This is a genomic window from Sorangium sp. So ce302 (assembly GCF_051530145.1).
Taxonomy (GTDB): Bacteria; Myxococcota_A; Polyangia; order Polyangiales; family Polyangiaceae; genus Sorangium; species Sorangium cellulosum_B.
Map to the genome: position 1 here is coordinate 346844 of NZ_CP150326.1, position 25790 is coordinate 372633.

A 25790-nucleotide genomic window follows, 5' to 3' on the forward strand; every position below is an offset into this window, starting at 1 on the left:
GCTATCTTCGCCCGGCCCGTGAACGGACCGGACCGAATTCGCGAGGTCCGCGGAGATACGATGAGCGTTGAGACGATTCGGATGGCCCTTGGGCGTCTGCAGGATGAGCCCGAAAACGAGGCAGCCTGGAACGAGCTCGCGGAGGCCGTGACCGCTCCGAACAACGGCGCGGGCCCCGGGGACGTCGAGCGCCTGCTCGGCGCGGCGCGCGGGCGGCACGAGCAGCGGAAGGAATGGCAGGCCGTGGCCCGCCTCCTCGAGCTGGAGATCGCCCTCGCCGCAGGCAGCGCCGTCGAGCCCGCGATGCAGGCCGAGCTCGCCCGCGTCTACCACGAGGAGCTCATCGACGTCGACCGCGCGGCGGCCGCGTACAAGCGGCTGATCGAGCTGCGCCCCGACGACGACGCCGCGGCCGAGGCGCTCGAGACCGACGCCTCGAAGCGCGAGCGGTGGCGCGACCTCGTGGACCGGTACGTGGCCGAGGCCGAGGGCGCGACCGACGGCGCCTTCAAGAGCGCGCTCTACACGAGCGCGGCCGACATCGGCTACCGCTACGGCCGCGCCGAGCTCGGCGCCAGGGTGGCCGAGCTCATCGAGCTCGCCCTCATGCTCGACCCGAAGAACCTCCGCGCGGCCAACCTCGCCGAGATCGCCTTCTCCTCCGCGGGGGACTGGGACGCCGTCGTCCGCGTCCAGTCGCTCGTCAAGGGCGAGGCCCAGCTCAAGGAGGACCGCATCGCGGCGGCCGTCCGCGCGGCGCGCACCGTCAAGGCCCGCCTGAGCGATCCGACCCGCACCGTCGCGGCGTACGAGGAGCTGCTCGACCTCTCGCCCGGCCAGCCCGAGGCGCTCTCGTTCCTGACCGAGGCCTACTCCGCCGCGGGCGACTGGGATCGCCTCGTCGCCCTCTACGAGGACCAGCTCCGCAGCGGCGGCGTGAAGCCCGGCGAGGAGCTCGGCATGCTCGTGCAGATCGCCATGGTCCACTGGCGCATGCGCGGCCAGCCCCAGGCGGCCGAGCCCTATTTCGACCGCGTGCGCCGCGCCGACCCCGCGCACGCCGGGATGCTCAACTTCTACCGCGAGGTGCTCGATCAGCGCGGCGACAAGCCGCGGCTCACGACGATCCTCACGGACGCGCAGCGCGCCGTGCCCGACGGCCCCGAGAAGCGCGCCATCGCCACGGAGCTCGCGCGGCTCGCCGAGTCGCAGGAGAACGCCGCCAAGGCGATCGAGCAGTACAAGTCCGTGCTCCGGACCGACCCGGAGAACCGCCAGGCGCGCGACGCCCTGAAGCGCCTCTACCTGCAGACCGAGGGGTACAACGCCCTCGTCGAGCTCCACCGGCAGGACCTGGAGCGCACGCCCGCCGACGACGTCGCCGGCAGGGTCGCTGTGCTCCGCGAGATCGCCGCGATCTACCGCGATCGCGCCAAGAACGACGCGGCCCTCGTCACGGTCCTCACCCAGATCGTCCAGCTCGACGACAAGGACGTCGACGCCGTGCGGGAGCTGACCCGCATCTACGAGTCGCTCGGGCGCTGGCGCGACCTGCTCTCGTACCAGCAGCGCCTCGCCGAGCTGACCGAGAGCCCCGCCGAGAAGGCGGGGCTCTACCGCGCGGTCGCGCGGCGCTGGTTCGACCAGTTCTCCAACGTCCAGAACGCCATCGCGGCGTACGAGGCGCTGCTCACGGTCGAGCCGATCGACGAGGAGGCGCAGCAGAAGCTCCGCGAGCTGTACCTGAAGCGGCGCGCCTGGCCGCAGCTCTACTCGCTCTACGAGCGCAAGCTCGAGGGCGCCGAGGGCGCCGCGAAGATCGAGCTCCTCGGCGAGATGGCCAAGCTCGCCGCCGAGCGGCTCGACCGCGGCGCGGACGCGATCGCGCTGCAGAAGCGGATCCTCGAGCTCGACCCGAGCGCCCCCGGGGTGCTCGACGCGCTCGAGAAGCAGGCCGAGCGCGAGAAGGACTTCGCCACGGTCGCCGAGGTGCTCGAGCGCCGCGTCGACCTCGCGCCCGACGACGCGGCGCGGCTCGTCTCGCTGCAGAAGCTCGGGGCCGTGTACGCCGAGCGCCTCAAGGATCCGGCCCAGGCGGCGCGGACGTGGCGGCGCGTGCTCACGCTCTCGCCGGGGCACGCGCGCGCGCTCCGCGTCCTGCGCGACGCGTACTTCGCCGCGGGCGACTGGGACGGGCTCGAGGAGCTCTACGCCTCGCAGAACGACTGGGAGGGGCTCGTCGACTTCCTCTCGGGCGCGGCGGACAAGGCGACCGATCCGGCCACGAAGCTCGACATCTCCTTCCGCGCGGCCCGGATCTTCGAGGAGCAGCTCAAGGCGCCCGAGCGCGCGGCGCGCTCGTACGAGCGCGTGCTCAGCGTCTCGCCGAAGGACGCGCGCGCCGCGGCGGCGCTCGTGCCGATCTACGAGGAGGAGGAGAAGTGGGCCCGGCTGCCGGCGCTCTACGAGATCCTCCTCGACGCGACGGACGACGCCGAGGCGCAGGTCGGCATGCTGCGCAAGCTCGCGGCGGTGACGGGCGGGCCGCTCTCGGACAAGCCGGGCGCGCTCGGCTACGCGCGCCGCGCCTACGAGCTCCAGCCGGACGACGACGGGCTCGATCTGCTCGAGGCCTGGTCGCGGGCGGCGGGCTCGTGGGGACCGTTCGTCGAGGCGGTCGAGGGCCGGCTGCGGACGGCGGAGGACCTCGAGACCGACGTGCAGCGCACGCTGCGGCTGAAGCTCGCCGAGGTGTACGCGCGCGAGATGGGCAAGCTCGACGAGGCGGTGATCGTCTACCGCGGCCTCGTCGAGGACGATCCGTCCGACGACGACACGGTGCGGGCGCTCGACGCGCTCCTCCGCGCGAACGAGCGGCAGGCCGATCTGCGGTGGCTGTTCGAGCTCAGGGCGAGCCAGGTCGGGGGCGAGGACCGCGCCGAGATCCTCGAGGAGTGGGCGACGCTCGAGGAGGAGGTCTTCGGCGACCCGGCGAAGGCGATCGAGCTCCTGCGCAAGGTCATCGCGCTGACGCCCGGGCGCATCAACGCGCTGCGGGTGCTCTCGCGCCTCCTGAACGCCGCGGGCGAGTACGAGGCGGCGTCCGTGATCGTGGCCACGCACCGCGACGTCAGCGAGGGCGACGAGCGGGCGCGCCGCGAGATCGAGCTCGCGACGCTCTACCTGGACCGGCTGGATCGGCCCGCGGACGCGTTCGAGGCGGCGGTGCGCGCGCTCGATCTGTCGGCGCACGACCCGGACGCGATCGCCGTCCTCTCGCGGCTCGTCGAGCGCCCGGAGACGCGCGTGCGCGCGGCCAAGGTGCTCGCCGTCGAGTACGCCGAGACGGGCAACCACCGGCGCGAGGCCATGGCGCTCCGGGTCATCCTCGAGTCGGAGCGGGATCCGGCGCGGCGGCGGGAGCTCTACGTCACGCTCGCGAGCGTCGAGGAGACGAAGCTGCACGCGGCCGGGACGGCGTTCGACGCGCTCCTCCGGGCGCTGCACGAGTTCTCGGACGACATCGAGCTCTGGGATCGCGCCGCCGAGCTGTCGCGGCGCGCCGGCCGCCCGACCGACCTCGCGGAGGCGTACCGCGTGCACCTCGTCGCGGGCCGCACCGAGGGCGACAAGGTGCTCGGCAGCTCCGTGGAGGTCGAGCTCTGCGAGCGCGCGGCGAGCCTCCACGACGAGCAGCTCGGCGACCCGGAGGGCGCGAAGCCCTACCTGGAGCGGGTGCTGAGCCTCGATCCGAACAACCACCGCGCGTTCGAGCGGCTGAAGCAGATCCTGACGGCGGCCGAGCGGTGGGGCGAGCTCGAGGAGCTCTACGACCGCGCCGCGAAGGGCACGACGGACCAGAGCGAGCGCATCGAGCTGCTCAACGAGGTGGCGCTCATCGCCGAGGAGATCATCGGCGATGCCGCCAAGGCGATCGGCTACTACGAGCGCATCCTCGAGCTCGATCCGTTCTACACGGCGGCGCTCGACTCGCTGGAGAAGCTCTACGAGCGCGAGGGCCGCTTCCGCGACCTCGCGGCGCTCCTCGAGCAGCGCCTGAAGACGGCGACCGAGGCCGAGAGCGTCGAGATCAAGCTGTCGCTCGGCAGCATCTACCTCGACCGGCTGCACGAGCCCGATGGGTCGCTCGGGCACCTCGAGGACGTGCTGCGGATCCGCCAGAACGATCCGAAGGCGCGCGAGCTCGTCGAGCGGCTGCTCGACATCGGGGCGCTCCGGCTCCGCGCGGCGCGCGTGCTCGAGGCGGTGTACGAGGCGCGGGACGAGATCCGGCAGCTCGTGCGGGTCCTCGAGATCCGGCGCCAGGGCGCCGAGACCGAGTCGGAGCGGCGCGAGCTGCTCCGCCGGGTCAGCGTGCTCCAGGACGAGCGGCTCAGGGACGACGCGGGCGCGTTCGCCAGCCTGTCGGAGCTCCTGCCGCTCGAGCCGGAGGACCTCGCGGCGCGCGAGCGGCTCATCGAGATCGGCCGGCGCCTCGGCGAGCACGAGCAGGTCGCCGAGGTGCTCACGGCGGCGGCGGACGCGTGCGGGACGGCGACCATCCGCGGCGAAATCCTGATGGAAGTCGCGAGGATCTGCGAGGATCTCCTCGGCGACGCCGACCGGGCCGAGAAGGTCTACCGGCGCGTGCTCGCCATCGATCCGACCGATCCGACGCTGGTGATCCCGGCGGCGCAGGCGCTCGGACGCATCTACGCCGCGAAGGAGCAGCACCAGGCGCTCGCGGGCGTGCTCGCGATCGAGGTGCGCCTCGAGGAGAACGTCGAGACGCGGCGGTCGCTCTACGAGCGCATCGGGACGCTGCACGAGACGGTGCTGGACGATCCGGCCAAGGCGATCGAGGCCTGGCAGGCGCGGCTCGGCGACGACGGCGCCGACGTGGCGGCGCTCGCGGCGCTCGAGCGGCTCTACGAGCGGACGTCGCAGTGGCGGGAGCTCGTCTCCGTGCTCCGGGCGCGGGAGCAGTCGACGACGGAGCCCGAGGAGCGTCGGCGCGCGATGACCAAGGCGGCCGAGACGCTCGCGCAGAAGCTCGCCGACGTGCCCGAGGCGATCAACGCGTGGCGCGCGGTGCTCGACGAGTTCGGCCCGGAGCGCCCGACGCTCGCGGCCCTCGAGGAGCTCTACGAGCTCGACGAGCGCTGGGTCGACCTCGCCGAGACGCTGGAGGTGGACCTGTCCCTCGCGGTGGAGACGCCCGCCCGGCTCGATCTGCTGGCGCGGCTCGGCGACGTGCGGCGTCTGCACCAGGCCGACGCGACGGGGGCGCTCGAGGCGTACCGCCAGGCGCTCTCGCTCGACCCGTCGAACGCGCGCTGCCGCGCGGCGCTCGAGGCGATGCTCGAGCGGGAGGACGCGCGGCGCGACGCGGCCGAGACGCTCGAGCCGCTCTACGAGGCGGACGGCGACGCCGAGCGCCTGCTCCGGGTCCTGGAGATCAAGGTCGAGACCTCGGATCTCCCGAGCGAGCGGCTCGCCACCCTGCAGAAGTCGCTCCGCACCGCGGAGGGGCCGCTCGGCGACACGTCGCGGGCGTTCGGCTACGCGCTCCGCGGCGTGCGGGAGGCGGCGGGCGAGCCCGAGGTGACGACCTGGATCGCCACGGTCGAGCGGCTCGGCGAGGCCACGGGGCGCTGGTCCGAGGTGTGCGAGCTGTTCCAGCGCATCGCGCCGGACATCCTCGACGGCGACGTGCAGCAGAACGTGCGGCTGCGGGTCGGCGAGCTCGCGCGGCACAAGCTCGACGACCGCGAGCTCGCGGTCGAGCAGTACAAGAAGGCGCTCGAGGCCCGCGGGGACGACCGGCGGGCGATGATCGCGCTGGAGGAGCTCTACGGGGAGGCGCGCGACGCCGGGCGGCTGCTCGAGATCCTGAAGCTCCGGGTCGAGCACGCCGAGACCGACGAGGAGAAGACGGGGCTGCTCTTCCGGATTGCCGAGCTCGAGCGGGGCCCGCTCGGGGACCAGGCCGGCGCGATCGCGACCTACGAGACGATCCTCGACATCGCGCTCCACCCGGACGCCATCGCGGCGCTGGACGGCCTCTACCGCGAGGCGGGGCGCTTCCAGGACCTCATCCGGCTCTACGAGCGGCAGCTCGACGTGCGCGCCGGCGACCTCGCCGAGCTGCACGTCAAGATCGCGCTCGTCGCGCACCGGCACACCGAGGACCTGCAGCGCGCGTTCGACGAGCTCTCCGAGGCGCTGCTCATCGATCCGGCGCACGAGGGCGCGGTCTCGCTGCTCGAGGCGATCCTCGAGGGCTCGGCCGAGGCGGAGCACCGGGCGCGCGCCGGGGAGATGCTCGAGCCGGTGTACCTGCGCCGGGCGGACTGGAACCGGGTGAAGATCGCGCTCGACGCGCGCCTCGCCGCGAGCCAGGACCCGGTCGAGCGCCGCGATCTGCTGCAGCGGCTCGCGACGCTGCACGAGGAGCAGCTCGAGGATTACCGCGCGGCGCTCGAGACGGTGGCGAAGCTCCTCCACGAGGACCTCACCGACGAGGGGGTCTGGGCGGAGCTCGAGCGGCTCGCGAAGGTGGCGAGCGCGGAGCGGCGGCTCGCGGAGATCTACGCGGCGGAGCTCGGGGAGCTCACCTCGGACGACGCGTCGAGCGCGAAGCTCAGCCGGCGCACCGGCGAGCTCTACGCCCAGCTCGGCGACGTGGCCGACGCGCTGCGGTGGTACCGGCGCGCGCACGAGTTCGAGCCGGACTCGCGCGAGCTGTTCGACGCGATCGACGGGCTGCTCGTCAAGGAAGGGCGCCACGCGGAGCGCATCCAGCTCTACCGCGCGGCGCTCGACTACCGGAAGGACGAGGACCGGCTCGACGCCCTCCACACGATCGCGCGCCTGGAGCGGACGGAGCTCCGCGAGCCCGCGCTCGCGATCGAGACGTACCGCGCGGCGCTCGACGTCGACGAGAACGACGCCCGGGCGCTCGACGCGCTGACGGAGCTCTACCGCGAGCTCGACCGGCCGCGCGACCTCGCCGACCTCTACCTGCGCCGGGCCGAGGCGGCCCCGAACGGCGAGCGGGCGGCGCCCTACCGGCTCGCGCTCGCGGCGCTCTTGCGCACGCGGCTCGAGGACACCTCGGGCGCGATCGATCAGCTCGAGGCGATCGTCGGCGAGGTGCCCTCGCACGCCGAGGCGATCCGGGCGCTCGAGGCGCTCATCCAGGACCCGCAGCACAAGGCGCGGGTCGTCGAGATCCTCGGCCCGCTCTACGAGGGGGCGGACGACTGGCGGCAGCTCGTCCGGCTGAACGACGAGCGGTTCGGCCTCGCCTCGGACGCGCGCGAGAAGGTCGCGGTGCTCCGGGAGACGGCGAAGCTCTGGGAGACGCGCGGCAACGACGAGCTGCGCGCCTTCGACGCGACCCGGACGGCGTTCGGCCTCGATCCGGACGACGGCGAGACGCGCGGCGAGCTCGAGCGGCTCGCCGAGCAGCTCGGCGCCTGGGAGGAGCTCGCGGACAGCCTCGAGGCGGGGGTGACCACCACGTCGGACGAGCTCACGAAGCGCGAGCTGCTCTCGTCGCTGGCCAAGGTCTACGACACGCGCATCGACGACCCGCGCCGGGCGCTCCGCGCCTACGCGCGGCTGTCCGCGCTCGACCCGAGCGATCCCGAGCCGCTCGAGCAGATGGACACCCTGGCCGTGCTGCTCAGCGACTGGGACACGCTCATCTCCGTCCTCGAGAAGAAGAGCGAGATGGCGTCGGACGAGGAGAACGCCTCGATCTGCCGGCGCATCGCCGAGACCAAGCTCGAGATGCTCGAGGACACGGAGGGCGCCATCCAGGCGTACGAGCGGGCGCTCGAGCTCGATCCCGAGAGCGCGATGACGATCGACGCCCTCATCGAGCTGCACGAGCCGCGCGGCGCCGCGAGCCGCCTCGTCGAGCTCTACGGCCGGCGCGTCGAGCTCGCGGGCCCCGACGAGGAGGAGCTGCGCTACGACCTCAACGTGCGCGCCGCCGAGCGCTACGAGCGGGATCTCTCGAGCCCGCGCGACGCCATCGCGGCGCTCAACGCGGCGCTCGAGGCGAAGCAGGGCGATCCGGCGGTGCTGTCCTCGCTGGAGCGGCTCTACCGGGCCGAGCGGATGTGGGACGAGCTCCTGTCGAACCTGATGCTCCAGGCGAGCGCGGCCGCGGACAGGGACGCGCGCATCAAGCTGCGGACGGCGATCGGCGACCTCTACGCGGGGGAGCTGGAGAGCCCGAGCGACGCGATCGAGCAGTACCGGCTCGTCCTCGACGAGGACGCGGTGAACGACCACGCGATCCAGGCGGTCCGCGCCATCGGCGAGGGCCGGGAGGAGCTGCGGCTCGACGCCGCCGAGGTGCTCGAGCCCGTCCTCCGCGCGGCCGGCCGCCACGAGGAGCTCGCGGCCGCGCTCGAGCTGCGCCTGCGCGCGCAGACCGAGCCGACCGACCGGGCAGCGACCCTCCTGGCGATCGCCCTCGTGCAGGACGTGCAGCTCGGGCGCCCGCTCGAGGCGGAGCAGGCGCTGCTCCGGGCGCTGGAGGACGCGCCGGACGACGCGTCGCTGCACGGCGAGATCGAGCGGCTCGCGGAGCGCACGGACGGCTTCGGCCGCTACTGCGACGCGCTCGCGCAGCGGGCCGCGGCGACGTTCGACGCGACGATCGCGAAGGACCTGTTCCTGCGGATCGGCCGCATCGCCGAGGAGAAGCTCGGCGACGACCGGCGCAGCGCCCAGGCCTACGCGAAGGCCGTCGAGCACGCCGGCGACACGCCGGAGCTCCTCGAGGCGCTGGACCGGCTCTACGGCCGCCTCGCCGACGAGCGGTCGCTCGCGGACGTGCTCGAGCGCCGCGTCGCGGTCACGCCCGGCGATCGCGACCAGGCGGATCTCTTCTACCGGCTCGCGGTGATCCAGATCGGGTCGTTCGGCGACAAGCCCCAGGGCCTGAACACCCTGCGGCAGGCGCTCGATCGCGCGGTCGATCACGAGCGGGCGAGCGGCGCGATCGAGGCGCTCACCGAGGACCCGGCGCTCTTCGACGAGGCGGCCGAGGCGCTCGAGGGCGTCTACCGGACGCGGGGCGACAACGCCGCGCTGGCGCGCCTCTACGAGAAGCGCATCCGCTTCGCGCCGGGCGGCGCGGAGCGGATCCGCATGCGCCTCGACCTGGCGAAGGTGCTCGAGGTGCGCTCGAACGATCCGAGGGCGGCGCTGGAGACCCTCGAGAAGGCGCTCGCCGACGACCCGTCGGACCCGGACGTGCTCGGCGAGATCGAGCGCCTGGCTCCGCTGACGGGCGGCTGGGCGAGCGCCGCCTCCGCCCTGGAGCGGGCGGTGCGGGCCGGGACCGAGCTCGACGGCGACACGGCGCGCGACCTCTGGATGCGCATCGCCGAGTGGCAGAAGAACAAGGTGGGCGACGCCAAGGCCGCCGAGGCGGCGTACGAGGCGGCGCTCACGCACGATCCCACGAGCGAGCACATCCTGCGGTCGATCGAGGAGCTGCAGCGGGCGCCGGGGCGCGAGCGCGACCTCATCGGCACGCTGCGCCGGATCGCCGCCCTCGACGGCATGGAAGGGAGCGCGGGCGAGCTTCGCCGCGAGGCGAAGGAGCTCGCGGAGCGCGCGCTGGGCGACCGGGAGCTCGTCGAGGCGATCCTGCGCGAGATGATCGCCGCGGACGAGGGCGACACCTGGGCGCTCGCCGAGCTCACGAAGGTGCGGGAGGAGGCGGGCGACCACAAGGAGGTCTTCCGGCTGCTCGTGCGCCAGTCCGAGCTCTACGCGGAGGCCGAGCGCATCCGCGACGCGCGGCACGCCGCCGCGGCGGTCGCGCGCGAGCGGCTCGGCGACGACGCCGCGGCGATCGAGCTCTACGAGACGCTCTTCGAGGCGGATCCGGGCGACGCGCGCGCCGCGACGGCGCTGCGCGAGCTCTACGCGAAGGCCGGCAAGCACAAGGAGCTGCTCGCGCTGCTCGAGCGGCTCACCGACCTGGCCGAGTCGCCCGAGGCCCGCTCGGCGCTGCGCCTCGAGAGCGCGGAGATCTGCCTCTCGCGGCTCGACGCGGTGAGCGAGGCGACCGAGCACCTGCGCGCGGTCCTCGACGAGCAGCCCGACAACGAGAAGGCGACGGTCCTGCTCGCCCAGCTGCTCGAGAAGACCGGCCGCGATCAGGAGCTGTCGGACCTGTTCGTCACGCAGATCGAGCGCGCGAAGGACCGCGGCGACGTCGCGGCGGAGCTCTCGTACAGCGTTCGCCTCGGCGAGGTCTACGAGGCGCGGCTGAACGACACGGCGCGGGCGATCGAGACCTACCGCGCGGTCCTCGAGCGCGAGCCGCGCCACCACGGCGCGCTCCTCGCGCTGGCGCGCCTGCACGAGCAGCGCGGGGAGAAGGCCGAGGCGGCGCAGCGGCTCGAGGTGATCCTCGAGGACGCCCGCGCCGCGGAGGCGGTGGGCACGGCGCTCCGGCTCGCGGATCTGCACCGGTCCCTCGGCGACGAGGGCGCGGTCCGGCGCGTGCTCGAGCGGGGGCTCGCGGCGGACGGGTCGGCGCAGGAGATCAGGAAGCAGCTCCTCGCCCTCTACGAGAAGCAGCAGGCCTTCACCGAGCTCGCCGATCTCATCACCGGCGACGCCGAGGCGGCCGCGCAGCCGGCCGAGAAGGTGGCGCTCTACCGCAAGGCGGCCGGCATCCACCTGGCGAAGCGGAACGATCCCGGCCGCGCGGCGGACCTCCTGGTCAAGGCCACCGAGCTCGTGCCGGGCGACCGCGAGCTCCTGCTCGCGCTGTGCGACGCGTACAGCGCCTCGGGCCGCGGCCAGAAGGCCGCCGAGGCGCTCCAGCAGATCGTCGAGTCCTACGGCGGCCGCCGCTCGAAGGATCTCGCCGCGATCCACCACCGCCTCGCCAAGGCCTACCTGGCCGAGGGGCAGCGGGAGCGGGCGCTCGCCGAGCTCGACATCGCCTTCAAGATCGACCCGGGCTCGATCGCCATCCTCCGCGACCTCGGCGTGCTGGCGCTCGATCTGTCGGAGTCGGGCGACGACGCGGCGAAGGCGGCGCACATCGATCGCGCGCAGAAGACCTTCCGCGCCCTGCTCCTCCAGAAGCTCGACGAGGGCGCGCCGATCAGCAAGGGCGAGGTCTTCTATTACCTCGGCGTGATCAGCCACCGTCAGAACGACGACAAGAAGGCGATCCAGATGCTGGAGCGCGCGCTCGACAACGAGCGGGACTTCGCCCCGGCGAAGGAGCTCCTGGCGCAGCTCAAGAAGTGACGTAATCTCGCCGCGTGACGCGGCTAGTCAGCATCGATGGTGTCATCCACCGGCCGGAGGAGGCCAGGGTCTCGGTCTACGACCGCGGCTTCCTCTACGGCGATAGCGTCTTCGAGACCATCCGCACCTACGGCGGCGAGCCGTTCGCTCTGGAAGAGCACCTCGCCCGCCTCGAGCGCTCGGCCGAGCGGATCGCGATCGCCCTGCCGATCCCGCGCGACGAGCTCGGCCGCGAGGTCGTCGCGCTGCTCCGGGCAGCGACGGCGGCCGGGAGCGCCGGGGCCACGGCGGGCTCGGCGGGCGCCCAGGGCTCGGCGTCCGCCGCGGGCTCGGCCGCGCCGCTCGAGAGCACCATCCGCGTGATGCTGACGCGCGGCAGCGGCCCGCTCGGGCTCGATCCCTCGCTCGCGGGCGCGCCCCTCCGCGTCATCCTCGTCGAGCCGCTGAAGTCGCTGCCTGGCGGGCTCTACCGAGAGGGGATGTCGGTCATCACGATCCGCACCCAGCGGGCCGGCGACGCGGCGCCCGGCGCCAAGGTCTCGAACTACCTCGAGAGCCTGCTCGCCCTGCGCGAGGCGCGGGCCGCGGGGGCGCACGAGGCGCTGATCCTCGACCCGTCAGGTCATGTCGTCGAGGGCACGACGTCCAACGTCTTCCTTGTCGAGCGGCGGCCCGCGGCGCACGAGGGCGCGGAGGACCCGGGGTACCTGCTCATCACGCCGCCCAAGGAGGCAGGGATCCTCGTCGGCATCACCCGGGCCCACGTGATGCACGTCGCGGGCGAGCTCGGCATGCCGGTGTGCTGCGAGCCGGTCACGATGGCCCGGCTCCTCGCCGCCGAGGAGGTGTTCATCACCTCGAGCCTCCGGGAGATCGTCCCGGTCGTTCGCGTGGACGCCAACACGATCGGCGCGGGTGTCCCCGGCCCGAAGACCCGGGCGCTGCATGCGGCTTTCCGCAGGAGGGTGGGCGCTGGTGCGATGCCCCTCCCGTGGGAGACGCCCTGAGCCCGCTGCGGCCCGGCTCGACAGCGTCGAAATCTTGCGATCCATGACGTGCCGCTCGGAGCGCGCGTCCAAGGAACTGGTCGGCACGTTCCCTGCGCGGGTCGGATGGGGCTCGCACTTTGCCCGCCGTACAATCTGCCCGAGAGGAATCCATGATGAATCGCTCGCTTCGAATCGCCTGCTTCCTGGTGTGCTCCGTGTCCGCTGCAGCGACGGCTGGGTGTGCCCTGAGCATCGACGACAACTCCATCACCGCCGAGACCCTCGTGCGTTACGAGGGCACCAAGGAGCGCGCTCGGGTCGAATACCTACCAACCCAGAGCGTCCGCATCGTGAGCGAGAACGGGGACGTCGAGGTCGTCACCGGGGACGTGAGCGAGGTCGAGGTCAGCTTCTCCCCGTTCACGATGCGCAAGAAGGACGAGCGGGAGGTCGCGGTGGAGGAGATCGAGAACGACCTCAAGCTCGCCGCGATCATCGACGGCGATGTCGTGATCTCGACGCGGCGGGTCTCGGGCGGGTGGGGAGGGCTGGGCGCCGACATCCAGGTCGTCCTGCCCGCCGCGTTCGACGGCGGGCTCCGCGTCGAGCAGGACAACGGCGGCGTCGAGATCGACCTGGATGGCGCCCCGTCCCGCGGCACCACCGTGGTGAGCGACAACGGCAGCATCGACGTGGTCGGGGCGCGCGGCGCGATCGACGTGGCCACGGACAACGGCCATGTCTTCGTCGACCTTGACGCGTGGAGCGCCTCCGATGGCGCGATCAGCTCCGGAAACGGCGCGATCGAGCTCGCGGTGCCGGCCGGGGTGGACGGGACGATGACCGCGCACACGCTCAACGGCGACGTCGTGGAGCAAGGCATCCCCTCGACGTGGGCCACCGCCGGCGAGGGCAGCGCGACGTCGTACACGATGGGGGACGGCGACGGCGGCCTGCTCGAGCTGTTCACCGAGAACGGCGACATCACCATCGCGGTGAAGTAGCTCCACCAGGACAAAAGCCGAGAGGCGAGCGCCGGGTCGCCCCGGGCTCGCCTCCTGGTCCTTGGGTCACCGGCTTCGCGTCGCCGGCGCGCCGGCGAGGCCGGCGCTCCCGATCAGCCGCCGGTCGACGGCTGGGCCTCGGGGCCGGAGCCCTCGGCGGGCTCCTCGCCGCCCGCCGCGGCGTCCCTCGCGGGGGGGACGGCGCCGGCCGGGACCGGGATCCGCAGCTGCCCGCCGCCCTGCTGCGCCAGCACGCCGAGCGCCTTCTGGAAGAAGGCCGCCAGGAAGGGGATCTCCCGCGGCGGCGAGGTGATCAGCCCGGCCTCCTTGATGGCGCGCGCGACGGCGAGGGCGGTGGTGGCCGCCGCGTCGCCCTTGCGCGCCCGCAGCGACACGGCGCTGCTTCGCATCCGCGTCGCCAGCTGCCCGCGCACCTCGGGCGAGAAGAAGCGGTCGGTCGCGAGGTCGATCTCCTCCCGCAGGGCCGTGTTCACCAGCCCGGGATCGCGCATCCCGGCGGCACCGAGCCGCTGGCCGACCTTCTGCAGGAGCTCGTCGAGCGCCGGCCGCGAGGGCAGCCAGTGCCGGAACTCGGGCTCCTCGTGCAGCGCGGCGGAGCCAGCGATCTGCGCCGTCGCCAGCTCGTCCGTCAGGCTCTCTTCGAGGTCCGCCAGCGGGTGCCTCGGCTCGGCGTCCGGCGCGGGCTCGATGAGATCGCGACACCCCTCGAGCCCGAGCGGCACGACCTGCCCCGACACCGCGTTCTGCCGCTTCGCGGCCGCGATCCGGTGGCGCGCCCACTCCAGGGAGACCGGCACGGGCGCCGTGCCCAGGTTCTCGTACGCGCGCGCGCGGCCCTCCTTGATCTGCGAGCCGCTGAGCCACCCCGCGCCGGCGTGCAGCACGCCGACCGAGTCGCGCACGATCACCTCGGCGATCCGGTAGCGGCCGCTGGTGTCGCGGCTCGTGATCGCGATGGCCTCGGTCCCGCTCGAGTCGGGCGGGATGAGCGTCGCCTCGACCACCTCGGCGCGCTCCTCCGCGAGCCGCACCACGCGCGGGCGCGTCGGGATCGTCACCCCGCGCGACTTGATCACGTTGAGCGCGCGCCGCGCCGCCTTCCGCGCCGCGCCGGAGGCGTCCTCCGACTCGGCAGCCGCCGCGATCGCCTCCGCGTTGGAGGCGCCGAGCCAGGCGTCGACGAGCGCCGGCGCGGCGTCGCCCGCCGACTTCAGCGCCTCGAGCGCGCGATCCCAGCCCGCCGCGAGCACCTCGGCGTCGAAGTCGACCTTCGCCGCCCCGGCGCTCGGGCTGCCTTCCGGGCGGGCGCCGCTCTCGGCCTTGCTCTTCGCGGTGGCCGCGGCCTGCTGCGCCTTCGCGGTGCGCGCGCCGAGCGCCTCGCGCGCCGTGAGCGCCGGCTTGTCCGCGGTCGCGACCGGCTTCGCCTTGGCGGCCGGGAGCGCGAAGAGGAGGTGCGCCGGCTTGGCCGGGCCCTGCGGCTGCCGGGCGCTCTTGCCCGTCACGACCGTCGCGGTCGCGCCCTGGCCGACCACGGTCACCATCCGGTCGCTCTGCTGCTGCTTCGCCGCGGCGGGCGCTCGTCCTTCGGCGCCCCCGGGGCCCTGCGGCCGCCCGCCTTCTGCTCCCGGCCGCGCCGAGAAGCCACGGTCGGGCCTGGGCCCGCGCTCGGGGCGCGGCCCGCGGTCGGGCCTCGGTCCACGGTCGGGCCTGGGCCCACGATCGGGCCTGGGCCCGCGGTCGGACCAGGGGCGGTCGGGGCGCGGCCCGCGGTCGGGCCTCGCGCCCTGCTCTGCGCCTGCCACCTGCGCCGCTCCAGGGCCCTGCTCGGGCCTGGGTCCACGGTCGGGGCGCGGCCCGCGGTCGGGGCGCGGCCCGCGGTCGGGCCTCGGTCCACGGTCAGGGCGCGGGCCGCGATCGGGCCTGGGCCCGCGGTCGGGCCTCGGCCCGCCGGAGGCCACGGCGGGCCGCTCGGGCCTGGGCGCGCGGTAGTCGCGCACCACCCGCGGCGCGGCGGCCGGCGGCGGCGCGGCGTCCTCGGTCGTCGGCGGCGGCGGCGCGTCTGCGAGCGCCGGCCGCTTGCGGGGCGCGATGAGGTCCAGCAGCGAGCCCTGCGGTTCCTTTGCGGCGGCCTTCGACGAGGGACGCGGCGCCTCGCCTGCGGGCTGCGCCGACGCGCCCTCGGAGGGCTCGTCGGTCCGCTTCACGCCGCTCGCGCCGCTCGCGCCGACGGACGTGCTCGCCGAGCGGACGACCCTCCGCGCGCGCGGCTTGTCTCCGCTCTCTGCATCGGGGGCGCCTTCGCGCGCAGATTCGGGAACTGCGCTGGCGGTCCGCTCCGTGCTCTCGCTCTCGTTCTTTGTGCTCATGTCGAGGCTCCCGGGGACATAGTGGAGATGGGGACCGCGGCCGCGGCTCCCCGATTATCGCGAAAGATGGGCAACAGCTTCGATCTCGACGGCGGCGCCCTTGGGCAGCGCCGCCACCTGCACCGTCGCCCGTGCGGGCAGCACGCCGCCGACGGCTGCTCCGTACACCTGGTTGACGATGGTGAAATCCGCGAGGTCCGTCAGGTAGATCGTGGTCTTCACCACGTCGCTCCAGCTCGCGCCGGCCGCGGACAGCACCTCGGTCAGGTTCTTGATCACCCGGGCCGTCTGCTCCTCGATCCCCCCGGCGACGAGCTCGCCCGTCGCGGGATCGATCGGGATCTGGCCGCTGCAGAACACGAGGTCTCCGGCCTTGACGGCCTGCGAGTAGGGGCCGATGGCGCGCGGGGCCTGATCGGATGTGATGGCGATTCTGGACATGTCGACCTCTGAAGTTCGTGAGCGCTTCGGCGTGAAGAACGCCCGCCCGCTCCGCCCCTCGCTTTCGTGGGCTGGAGCCGATTCTCGCGTTTCCTGCTAGCCGAAGCTCTTCCGGCCTTCGATGGCTCGCCCCAGCGTCACCTGGTCGGCGAACTCCAGATCTCCCCCGTGCGGCACGCCGCTGGCGATCCGCGTGACCTGGATCCCCATCGCGCCGAGCTCCCGCGCGAGCAGGAGCGCGGTCGCCTCTCCGTCGACGGAAGGCGGGGTGGCGACCAGCACCTCCCTCACCGGCTGCTCGGGATCGCGCACGCGCGCCCGGAGCGCCTCGAGCGGCAGCTCCTCGGCGCCGACCCCCTCGAGCGGCGAGAGGAGCCGGCCGAGCACGAAGTACCGCCCGCGCATCGCCCCGCTCCGCTCGATCGCCAGGAGGTCCTGGACGCGCGCGACGACACACAGGAGCGCGCCGTCGCGCCGCGTATCCAGGCAAATGGCGCAGAGCGCCCGGCCGCCGTCGTCGAGCTCGGCGATGTGGCCGCACCGGATGCACGGCCTGATGTGATCGCAGAGCTCGACGAGCTCGCCCCCCAGGTCGCGCGCGGTTTCCTCGCCGGCGGTCACGAGGAAGAGGGCGAAGCGCTGCGCCGTCTTCTCGCCGACGCCCGGCAGGCGCGCGAGCAGCTGGGCGACCCGCGACAGCCGGCCGGGCAGGCCGCCGGGCGCGCTCCGGAAGCCGGCCGCGGGCGCGCCCCGGTCGCCGTTCGGGACCTTCGAGGAGCCGGGGAGCGACGCCGGGGAACGCAACGCCGTCAAGTGTGCATGCCGGGGAGCTTGACGCCGCCGGTCACCTTGGTGATCTCGGTCTCGACGAGCTTGTCGGCCGCGTCGAGCGCCGAGTTCGATGCGGCCACGATGGCGTCGAGCGCCATCTCCAGGCCCTCGCTCGCGAGGAAGGCGGGGTCGACCTCGATCCGGCGCACCTTGCCCTCGCAGGAGACCACGACGGTGACCTTGTCGCCGGCGGCGGTCGCGCTCACCTCGCGGTCCTTCAGCTCGCCCTTCACCTGGTCGATCTTGCGCTGCACGCGCGCCGCCTGGCGAACCAGCTCGTTCATTCCGCCGCGAAATTGCATATTCAGATCGGCGTCTATGCCGTGAACCGCGCCGCGCCGCAACCGTGAAGGGGAGGGGGAGGGGGACGAGGAGGGGCGCTGGACGCGCGGCCCGCCGACGCAGCGCGCGGCCGTTCGACGCAGCGCGCGGCACCACGGGCGTCGCCCTCCGGGGCCGCCCGCCGCGGGCGGGCTCCTCCGTCTCTTCAGGGGGCTCGTTGGCGCGCTCTCCAGGGCTTCTTGGCGCGTGCGGTGGCGCGGTTCCGGCCGATTCCGGCCGGTTCCGGCCCTGGCGCGGGCGGGGTGCATTTTGTGCGGCAATTCTGGCAAACTCTCCGGAATGCAGGGCGACTTCCGTACCGGCCACAGCCGCGGCGACGCGCCCGCGAGAAGGTGCTAGTCGAGCAGCGTATGAGCTACGTCGTCCTCGCGCGGAAATGGCGCCCGCAGTCCTTCGAGGATCTCGTCGGACAGGAGCACGTCTCCACGACGCTCGCCAACGCCATCGCGCGGGATCGCGTCGCCCACGCGTTCCTCTTCACGGGCGTCCGCGGGGTCGGCAAGACGACGAGCGCCCGCATCCTCGCGAAGGCGCTGAACTGCGTCCACGGGCCGACGGCGACGCCCTGCCAGACGTGCGCGCCGTGCGCCGAGATCACGGTCGGCGCGGACGTCGACGTCCAGGAGATCGACGGCGCGAGCTACAACGGCGTCGACGAGGTGCGCAAGCTCCAGGAGAGCCTGCCGTACCGGCCGGCGCGCGACCGGTTCAAGATCTTCATCGTGGACGAGGTCCACATGCTCTCGAACGCGGCGTGGAACGCGTTCTTGAAGACGCTCGAGGAGCCGCCGCCGCACGTGAAGTTCATCTTCGCGACGACGGAGGTGCACAAGGTCCCGGTCACCATCCTGAGCCGGTGCCAGCGCTACGACTTCAAGCTCATCGGGGCGCAGGCGATCGCGGCGCGGCTCCGCTGGGTGCTCGATCAGGAGAAGATCCCCGCCGACGACCCGGCGCTCAGCGCGCTCGCGCGGGAGGCGGCGGGGAGCATGCGCGACGCGATGAGCCTGCTCGACCAGGTGATCGCGTGGGTGGGGACGAGCGGCGATCGCATCACGGCCGAGGGGGTGGCGAAGGTGCTCGGCGTCGCCGACCGCGTCGTGCTGCACCGGCTCGCGGGTGCGCTCGTGGACGGCGACCCTGCGGCGTGCGTGCGCATCGTCGGCGAGCTCGCGCAGGAGGGGTACGATCTGCCCCACGTGGCCCGCGATTTCCTCGCGCACCTGCGCGATCTCGTGGTGGCCAAGGTCTGCGAGGATCCGGCGCCGCTCCTGGATCTCGCGGACGAGGAGGTCGCCGACACGCGCGCGCTCGCGGCGCGGGCGGACGCGGACGATCTCACGCGGCTGCACCAGGGCTTCTCGCGCGCGTTCGACGACATCGCCCGGAGCGGCCAGCCGCGCGCCTCGTTCGAGATGGCGCTCGTCCGGCTCGCCCGGAGGCCGCCGCTCCTGCCGATCGACGAGCTCTTGCGCCGTCTTGGCGATCTCGAGCGGCGCCTGAACGGCGGAGGCGGCGGCGGGGGTGGCGGTGGCGGCGCGCCGGAGCGCGGGCCGCAGCGGCCCGGCGCGCCGTCCGGCGGAGCGGCGGCGCCCCGGCGCGGGGCGGCATCGGCCGAGGCTGCGCCCGAGGACGCGCGCGCCTCCGGCGCGGCGGCAGCCGGCGCGGCGAGAGCGAACGACGCGGCGGCAACCGGCGCGGCGAGAGCGAACGACGCGGCGGCGTTCAATGGCGCGCCGGCGGCGAACGGCGTGGCGAGAGCGAACGGCGCGGCCGCCACCGGCGCACCGGCGAGCGGCGTCGCCTTCGCGAGCGGCGCGGCGGGCGCGGGCGGGGCTGGGAGACCGACTGGCGCGGCTGCGAACGGCGTGGCGGTGACTGGCGCGGCGGCGAACGGCGTGGTGGTGACTGGCGCGGCGGCGAACGGCGTGGCGCGAGCGAACGGTGCGGCGGCCGTCTATGGCGCGCCGGGCGGGAGCGGGGTGGCGAGAGCGCACGGCGGCATGGCGGCGAACGGCGGTGTCGCGGCGAGCGGCGCGTCGGCTGCCAACGTCGTCCCCTTCGTGAACGGCGCGCCGGGCGTGCACGGCGCCGCGACCAGCTTCGCGAGCGGCGGCGCCGCGCCGGCCTTCGCGAAGGCGCCGCCGTACGCGAGCGGCGCGGTCGCGCCCGCGTACCGCGCCGACAGCGCTCCGCCACCGTCGCCGCGCGGCGCGCTCTACTCCGTTCCGCAGAGCGCGCCGCCGTTCGCGGCGCCGAGGTCGAGCGCGCCGCCCTCGGCGCAGGGCCCGGCGCCAGCGTCGAGCGCGCCGCCCTCGGCGCCGAGCCCGGCGCCAGCGTCGAGCGCGCCGCCGCCGCCATCGATGAGCGCCGAGGACCTCGCCACCTGGCGCGCGGTCATCGCCGCGGTCCGGGTGCAGCGGCCAGCGCTCGCCTCCGTCCTGGAGCACGCGGCGGTGCTGGAGCTCACGCCGACCCGCGTCGCGCTCGGCTACGAGGCGAACTCGTTCCTGTCCGGCCAGGCCACCGAGCCGGCGTCCCGCGACCTGCTCGCCCGCGTCCTCGGCTCCCACTTCGGCGCCCCCGCCGAGCTAGTCTTCGAGACGATCACCCGCGGCAGCGCCGGCCCGTCGCTCGCCCAGGTCGAAACCGCAGAGCGCAAGGCCCGCATCGAGGCCGCCAAGCGCGCCGTGGCCGACCACCCGCTCGTCACGGCCGCGATCGAGCTGCTCGGCGCGGAGCTCAAGGACGTGCGGCTCGCTCAGGACGTCGCGGAGGGGTGAGGGCCCCGCGCCGCCGCGCCATGCGCCCTGGCGCGCCGGGCATGGCCGTGGGCTGACGGCGGGGCGGCCTCAGCCTCCGTTTCGCAGCCAGCTGCGGAACGCCTTGACCGCCTCGTGTTGATCCGGCCAGCGCACGAAGCGCGCGAGCGCGACGAGATCCAGATCCGGAATGAGCTCGCTGGCCGCGATGGGCTCGTACTGCTCGCCTCGCAACGCATGGATGTGGAACGCGTCGCGCTCCCAGAACCAGACTTCGCGCACGCCGAGCCCGCTGTACACAGGCAGCTTGTCGAGCCCGCCGCTCGTCAACACCACCTCGATCGCGATATCTGGGAATTCCTTCAGCGTGCCGCCAACGCAATAGCACTCGTCGGGCTCGAGGCCGCGTGACCTGGCCTCGCGCCGGAACGTGGTCGAGCCATAGCCGTAGAGAGGCACGTCCCGCTCCAGCGCGAAGAGCTCGATGAGGCGGGCGATGGTCGTCTTCGCCACTTCGTGTTCGGTCGACGGGCTCATCAGCTCCAGCGTTCCCTCGCAGAAGGTCATCCGCAGGCCAGGGGTGTCGAGCTCGTCCCGAAGCCTCACGTAGGTCTGCCAGGGGACGCCGTGGATCACGAACCGCTGCTCCCCCGCAGGAACGGTCGAGGACGGAAGCGGCATGTGCGCGGCGGCTACCATGGGCTCGCGCCCAGGATAGCACGCTCGATGAGCCGCGCGCGGCTCGCCAGGAGCTCCGCCCGCTCCTCCACCGTGCCGGGGCCGACGTCGATCACCTCGAAGCCCGCATCGCGGTAGAGCGCGCCGAGCCGCTGGTTGATCCGCTCCGCCTCGGCCGCGCGCGCCTCTCTGCTCTTGCCCCAGCGCGGCTCCTGGAGCTCCGGCATCACGGCGAACAGGAACACGAGCGCATAGCGCTCGAACGCGGGCTCGCCTTCCGGCCAGGGGTACTCCGCCTCTCCGCTCGTGCGCAGGTAGTACTCGACCGGATCGAGGTACCCGCGCTCAAGCCAGTCCCCATCGCGCGCGTCCGCCTCGATCTTCTTCTGGGCCTCCAGCACGAGCGCGGCGAACTCCCGCTTTCGGCACATCGGACAGAGGTGCTCCGGCGCGTCGATCGGGTGAAACGGCGCGTCCGGCGCGTGGCCGTGGGTGCGCGCGCCGAGCTCGTCGAGCACGCGCCGGTGCGCCTCGCCGTGCACGCGGTAGCCCCGCGTGGACGCGAGGTGACGGAGCGTCGTGGTCTTGCCGCACGAATAGGCCCCTGTCGCCACGAAGAGAGGTTTGCCCATCACCATCCCACCTAGCGCTGCGCCCACCACAACGAGCCTGCGCCGCGCTCGATCGCCCGCCCGGCGCGGGACATGAAGTGAGCGACGGCCTCCATGACGCCCGCGTGAGCCTCGTTGTGGTCATGGCCCGCCAGGACGGCGCCCGGCTTGAGCCTTGGCCACCAGGCCTCGAGATCGGCGAGCACGGCCGCGCGGTCGTGCGAGCCGTCGAGGAACACGAGATCCAGGCTGGCGTCGGCGAAGCGCGCCGCCGCGTCCGTGGACGCCATCCGGAGGACGTCTGGCTGGATACCGAGCGCCGCCATGTTCGCCCTGAACGCGCCGGGCACGTCCTCCGCGGCGAGCATGGCGCGATACCTGTCGGCGTACTTGTCGCTCGAGCCTTCCCAGGTGTCGACGCAATGGAGCGCGACCCCGTTCCTCGCGGCGAGCCGCCCGACGTACGCCGTGGAGAGCCCTTTCCACGAGCCCACCTCGACCATCGCGCCGCCCCGGATGGGGCGCAGCAGCGCCCGGTAGGCGAGGCCGTCCTCCTCGGAGAACCAGCCCTGGATGGGCGCGACCCGGGTCACCGGGAACAGCGCGAGCAGCGCTGCTCGCTTCTCTGCAGGATCGCGGTACTCGTACTGCCTGTCGCACAGCTGGACGAAGCAGCGGGCGTCGTGCGCGATGAACAGAGGCCGCTCGATCACGGCGAATTTCTTGAGCGACGTGGACCGCTCGGGCTCGCGCTCCCCTCTCCGGATCTCGCCTTCGGTCGTCGCGAAGATCACGTCCTCGTGCCGGATCGGCCGCCCTTGATCCGGGCCGTCGGTCCAGGCCCTCTCTCCGGGGTATCCTGCGCGGTCGGTGCCGTGCTCGAGGAGGCGAGCCAGCTTGTCCGCCTCGCTCGCGCGGAACAGGAGAGGGGGAGGCGTGCCGCGCTCTTCGAGCTCGTCCAGGACCTCCTCGAGGAAGAGCAGATTCCGGCCGATGTAAGGAAGGGGGATGATGAGCGGTGTCATGACGTGGTCAGCGAGGCGCGCATCGAAGGGGGAGGGCCGAGGACGCCATCCCAGGGTTGCCAGGTCGAGGCGAGCCTCGCATTGGGATGGAAGATGAGCTCGTGGACGACGCCCGGGCCAGAGCGCTTCGTCTCCTCGAGCTGGGCGAGGTCGGCCTCCTCGAAGACGACATCCATGTCCTCGAAGCGGAACACCTCGACATAGTAGTAATAACCCACGATCTGCCGCTCGAACGAGAACCGCGCGTCGGCGCTCAGCGCGTCGAGGAGCGGCTCGAGCCGGACGCGGGCGCGATCGCTGTATTTGACGACGTGGTTCTCGACCACCGCGGCCGGGTCGGTCTTCATCAGCTGCCGGAAGATCACGTTGTCCACGCCGAGCGACCGGGCGAAGCGCAGGTAATCGACGATGGGCTCGACCGCGTCGATCTGCCCGTCGAGGAGCACGCAGGAGAGGCGCACCCGGGTGCCGCCCGCGGTCGCCGCCGCCACGACGCTGCGCAGCTCGTCGGCGCGGAGGCCGTCCTTCATCACCATCAGCCGTGCGTTCCTGTCGTGATCGGGGTGGGCGCGGCTGATGTTGAGGTGCTGGACGCCGGTCTCGACGATCCAGTCGATCACCCGCTTTCCTTCGCGCTGCTGGAGCAGCCCCGAGCCGTTCGTGGTGAGCGTCCGCTTGCGGCCCCGGTGGGCCTGCCCGAGCGCGAGGATGCGGGGCAATCGCGGATCGTGGCTCGGCTCCCCGCCGGTCACCGAGATCGTCGGATCGAGCGGCCGGAGCGCTTCCAGGGACGCCGCCATGGCATCGAAATAGCGCCCGTCGTCGTCCTCGACGGTCTTCTGCACCGACAGGCTGCGTCCGCGCGACGCTGGCCTGAGCTCCTCGACGCAGAAGTGGCATTTTGCGTTGCAGGGCTGACGGCTGTAGATGGAGAAGTTCGCGTTGCGATAGACCTCGACCGGTTGCCCCCAGAGGTCGAAGCGCACCGTCTCGCCGGCCGTGCTGTTGCCCTCGAGATCGAAGGCGCGGCTCTTCAGGCGTCGCCATTCCTCGCGGAGGGGGCGGGCGCTCACGGCAGCCTCCTCATCGCGTCGGAGCGCGCCACGAGGTCGGGGCCAAAGGCGCTGCCGTCCGGGTTGAGCATCGTGAAATGGGTCCCCACGAGGAAAGGCTCGTCCCAGTCGTCGCGCTTCTGCGCGAAGCCATAACGCTGGAGGTGGAACACGTTGGCGAGCTCGAGGAGCCCCGCGTCGCGCACCGCCTCGACGATCCATGCATCGCCGTCGGCCTCGGTCTTGCGCAGCCGGACGTTCAGGACGAGCTGGCGGTCGCCGCCGAGCGCGGAGAGCCGCTCGCGCAGGGCGCACGCGAGGGTGAGCAGGCCGCTATCGTTCTCGAGGAGGTGGTGGTTCACGGAGAGCTTGATTGTGGCGGGCTCGCCGAGCTTCCGGAGCCACGCGTCGAGGCCGGCTGGATCGCGCGGGATCTCGACGCCGTTGGTCACGACGACGACGCGCGCGCAGCGGGGCTCGGCCCGGGCGAGGCGGACCATCTCGTCGAAGTGCGGGTGGATCGTGGGCTCGCCGCCCTCGAGCTGCACCTCGAAGGGGCCCTCGGCCGGGAAGCTCGCGAGGTAGCGGTCGAGGGCGAGGAAGGTCTGCCCCCGGGGCGACGAGCAGGTGCAGCACCACGGGCAGGAGCGGTTGCAGTGGTTCGATGTGGCCACGTAGAGCCGGTGCGGCCGCTCCGCCGTGGGGCGGTCGAGCGGCAGCGTGCCCGTGAGCGTGGCGTTCTGGGGGCGCGTCGCGGTCGGCATGGAGCCTCCTGCGAGGGAGGATACGGCGGGGTGGGGAGGGGATGAAGGAGATCCCGAGGCGGGGGATCACGGCGCCGGGGCGAGCGTGCCGAGGCCGAAGTGGGAGACGTAGCCGAGGGCGATGGGGCCGCGGACGGGCTCGGCGAAGGTGAGGAGCAGGCCGAGGCTCGCGGCGATGGGAGGGCGCTGCATCACCAGCCAGGGCGTGGTCGTCCTCATCCTGAGCTCGCCGTCGGAGCCGCGAGCTACGCCTACAGCGCGTATGCGGGTATCCGGCGGGGGTTTGGGGCTTGCTATCAGCCGCGATCGGGTAGTGCTGTCATTTAAACATGAAGGCGGTAAGGCGGGAAGAAAATCTCAATGATCTCCCGCCTTACCGCCTTCATGTGAACCCTCTCTGGGCAAATGACAGCACCACCCGCGATCGGCCATGCGGAGGTCCGCGCACACCGCGCTTGATTTCAAGACATTCCGAAATGGCTGGTTGTATCGAGGCGGAAGGGCGAGTAGGTGGGGAATCGCTCATGGCTTGGCTCGCCCGCCGAGAGCACTGCAGTTTGCGGGCGGCGCCTTGCGGAAGGGTCTGGATGGCGGCTTCTTTATGTTAACAACCGGGACCGGTGGCGGTTGTTAACAGCCGGAACTGCTAGAGGCTGTAGTGTAACAAATACTGAGGCCTGACTTGACGAGCCGTCCTGCCGTTCCAAGGACATGGCGTATGCAACGACTCCCTGAATTCAGCGGGATAGAGTGGCTCCCCCCCCCGCTTTCCCGTGTTGTCGAATCTGCCGATGCGGGCCTCTTTGAAGTACAGCCGGCACGGCTGGTGGGTGCAGCAATCTACACGTTCCGCTGCTGAGGGCGTCGGTGCGCTCCGCCGCTGAGAACGGCGGCCCCGTTGTGTGCGCACATGCCCTCCGTGAGATTATATGTTGTGTTCGAACTCGCTGTCGACGAGGTGCGTTATGGCACGGAATGAGATGACAAAGTGCGGGAGGTTGCCCTCGTCAATGTTGCACCACTCTGGCCTGACGCTGATGCTCTTGCCGCGTCCGGGAATGCGGGTGCCGCTTCTGGCACCGTGGGTAGTTCCAATGGCATACGGAGCAGGTGTATGAAACCGCGGGTGTTCATCGGTTCCTCGTCGGAAGGTCTCTCGATTGCAGAAGAGATTCAGCTGGGGCTTCAGTATGTCGCTGGATGTAGGTTGTGGACCCAGTGGGTGTGTCGCCCCTCGTTGAATGTGCTCGATGAACTTGTGGGTAGGGCCAAGGAGTATGATTACGCGATTTTTGTTCTGACGCCCGATGATGTCGTCACCAGACGAGGGCGGGTTGGTAAAGTTCCACGCGGTAATGTTATATTAGAGCTCGGCTTGTTTCTGGGTATGCTGGGTCGCGATCGAATATTCATGGTTTGTAATCGCGATGCGCAAATGGATCTGCCCTCCAATCTGGAAGGTGTGACCACTGTGTCGTACGGAATTTGTGCTGGTAACGACTTGTCCGCGGCAATGGGCTCGGCATGTACTCAGTTGAAAAAGGCAATGATGCTATAGTCGTCACCCAGCGCTCATTGCTCCTACGCGAGGCTGTCCAAGGCG

15 protein-coding genes are annotated in these 25790 nt (G+C 72.4%); 5 read left to right on the top strand and 10 right to left on the bottom strand.

What is annotated here, in order from left to right:
- Positions 1-81 precede the first annotated feature (81 nt).
- The 3 genes from WME73_RS01400 to WME73_RS01410 all read left to right on the top strand — a co-directional run bounded on the left by WME73_RS01400 (position 82) and on the right by WME73_RS01410 (position 13294).
- Complete coding sequence (locus WME73_RS01400) at positions 82-11301, top strand: tetratricopeptide repeat protein (RefSeq protein ID WP_437914517.1); 11220 nt, start codon at positions 82-84, stop codon at positions 11299-11301.
- A gap of 14 nt (positions 11302-11315) precedes the next feature.
- Positions 11316-12308: an aminotransferase class IV gene (locus WME73_RS01405; protein ID WP_437914518.1), complete on the top strand. Its 993-nt coding sequence runs from the start codon at positions 11316-11318 to the stop codon at positions 12306-12308.
- A gap of 152 nt (positions 12309-12460) precedes the next feature.
- Complete coding sequence (locus WME73_RS01410) at positions 12461-13294, top strand: hypothetical protein (protein WP_437743754.1); 834 nt, start codon at positions 12461-12463, stop codon at positions 13292-13294.
- A 113-nt stretch (positions 13295-13407) separates the two neighbouring features.
- Here the strand turns inward: WME73_RS01410 and WME73_RS01415 are convergent, their stop codons facing one another.
- The 4 genes from WME73_RS01415 to WME73_RS01430 form a co-directional block, all read right to left on the bottom strand.
- Positions 13408-15681 (bottom strand): hypothetical protein, encoded by a 2274-nt coding sequence (locus tag WME73_RS01415; protein ID WP_437743755.1) that lies wholly within the window; start codon positions 15679-15681, stop codon positions 13408-13410.
- Positions 15682-15735: 54 nt separating this feature from the next.
- Positions 15736-16122 carry a RidA family protein gene (locus WME73_RS01420; protein WP_437860280.1) on the bottom strand — a complete coding sequence of 129 codons (387 nt, stop codon included), beginning with the start codon at positions 16120-16122 and terminating at the stop codon, positions 15736-15738.
- Between the two features lie 96 nt (positions 16123-16218).
- Positions 16219-16833, bottom strand: a complete 615-nt coding sequence (gene recR / locus WME73_RS01425; RefSeq protein ID WP_437747936.1) for a recombination mediator RecR — start codon at positions 16831-16833, stop codon at positions 16219-16221.
- Positions 16834-16931: 98 nt separating this feature from the next.
- Positions 16932-17255, bottom strand: coding sequence for a YbaB/EbfC family nucleoid-associated protein (locus WME73_RS01430; protein ID WP_437531181.1), 324 nt, complete (start codon positions 17253-17255; stop codon positions 16932-16934).
- Positions 17256-17645: 390 nt separating this feature from the next.
- Between WME73_RS01430 and dnaX the strand changes: the two genes are divergently transcribed.
- The gene (gene dnaX / locus WME73_RS01435) at positions 17646-20078 is read left to right on the top strand and encodes a DNA polymerase III subunit gamma/tau (protein ID WP_437914519.1); all 2433 of its coding nucleotides are present in this window, start codon (positions 17646-17648) and stop codon (positions 20076-20078) included.
- Positions 20079-20147: 69 nt separating this feature from the next.
- Here dnaX and WME73_RS01440 read toward each other — a convergent pair whose 3' ends face one another.
- From WME73_RS01440 to WME73_RS01465, 6 genes are all read right to left on the bottom strand, one after another.
- Positions 20148-20756, bottom strand: a complete 609-nt coding sequence (locus tag WME73_RS01440; protein WP_437914520.1) for a Uma2 family endonuclease — start codon at positions 20754-20756, stop codon at positions 20148-20150.
- Positions 20750-21367: an AAA family ATPase gene (locus WME73_RS01445; RefSeq protein ID WP_437914521.1), complete on the bottom strand. Its 618-nt coding sequence runs from the start codon at positions 21365-21367 to the stop codon at positions 20750-20752. The genes WME73_RS01440 and WME73_RS01445 overlap by 7 nt, the downstream gene beginning before the upstream one ends.
- Before the next feature lie 11 nt (positions 21368-21378).
- Complete coding sequence (locus tag WME73_RS01450; RefSeq protein ID WP_437914522.1) at positions 21379-22371, bottom strand: class I SAM-dependent methyltransferase; 993 nt, start codon at positions 22369-22371, stop codon at positions 21379-21381.
- A complete protein-coding gene (locus tag WME73_RS01455; protein WP_437914523.1) occupies positions 22368-23444 on the bottom strand; it encodes a radical SAM protein in 1077 nt (358 codons plus the stop codon). The genes WME73_RS01450 and WME73_RS01455 overlap by 4 nt, the downstream gene beginning before the upstream one ends.
- The gene (locus WME73_RS01460; RefSeq protein WP_437914524.1) at positions 23441-24187 is read right to left on the bottom strand and encodes a radical SAM protein; all 747 of its coding nucleotides are present in this window, start codon (positions 24185-24187) and stop codon (positions 23441-23443) included. Before WME73_RS01460 ends, WME73_RS01455 begins: the two co-directional genes overlap by 4 nt.
- Positions 24188-24253: 66 nt before the next feature.
- Entirely contained in the window at positions 24254-24406 is a 153-nt protein-coding gene (locus WME73_RS01465) for a hypothetical protein (protein WP_437914525.1), read from the bottom strand.
- Positions 24407-25301: 895 nt separating this feature from the next.
- On the opposite strand from WME73_RS01465, the gene WME73_RS01470 reads away from it, so the two are divergent.
- Positions 25302-25745, top strand: a complete 444-nt coding sequence (locus tag WME73_RS01470) for a TIR domain-containing protein (protein ID WP_437914526.1) — start codon at positions 25302-25304, stop codon at positions 25743-25745.
- Positions 25746-25790: the final 45 nt, after the last annotated feature.

What these genes read in the sequence shown, in the direction of transcription:
- WME73_RS01400 (WP_437914517.1), top strand. Translation starts at nt 82, where the DNA reads ATGGCCCTTGGGCGTCTGCAGGATGAGCCCGAAAACGAGGCAGCCTGG.
- WME73_RS01410 (WP_437743754.1), top strand. Translation starts at nt 12,461, where the DNA reads ATGATGAATCGCTCGCTTCGAATCGCCTGCTTCCTGGTGTGCTCCGTG.
- WME73_RS01415 (WP_437743755.1), bottom strand. Translation starts at nt 15,681, where the DNA reads ATGAGCACAAAGAACGAGAGCGAGAGCACGGAGCGGACCGCCAGCGCA.
- WME73_RS01420 (WP_437860280.1), bottom strand. Translation starts at nt 16,122, where the DNA reads ATGTCCAGAATCGCCATCACATCCGATCAGGCCCCGCGCGCCATCGGC.
- WME73_RS01430 (WP_437531181.1), bottom strand. Translation starts at nt 17,255, where the DNA reads ATGCAATTTCGCGGCGGAATGAACGAGCTGGTTCGCCAGGCGGCGCGC.
- dnaX (WP_437914519.1), top strand. Translation starts at nt 17,646, where the DNA reads ATGAGCTACGTCGTCCTCGCGCGGAAATGGCGCCCGCAGTCCTTCGAG.
- WME73_RS01440 (WP_437914520.1), bottom strand. Translation starts at nt 20,756, where the DNA reads ATGGTAGCCGCCGCGCACATGCCGCTTCCGTCCTCGACCGTTCCTGCG.
- WME73_RS01445 (WP_437914521.1), bottom strand. Translation starts at nt 21,367, where the DNA reads ATGGGCAAACCTCTCTTCGTGGCGACAGGGGCCTATTCGTGCGGCAAG.
- WME73_RS01450 (WP_437914522.1), bottom strand. Translation starts at nt 22,371, where the DNA reads ATGACACCGCTCATCATCCCCCTTCCTTACATCGGCCGGAATCTGCTC.
- WME73_RS01460 (WP_437914524.1), bottom strand. Translation starts at nt 24,187, where the DNA reads ATGCCGACCGCGACGCGCCCCCAGAACGCCACGCTCACGGGCACGCTG.
- WME73_RS01465 (WP_437914525.1), bottom strand. Translation starts at nt 24,406, where the DNA reads ATGAGGACGACCACGCCCTGGCTGGTGATGCAGCGCCCTCCCATCGCC.
- WME73_RS01470 (WP_437914526.1), top strand. Translation starts at nt 25,302, where the DNA reads ATGAAACCGCGGGTGTTCATCGGTTCCTCGTCGGAAGGTCTCTCGATT.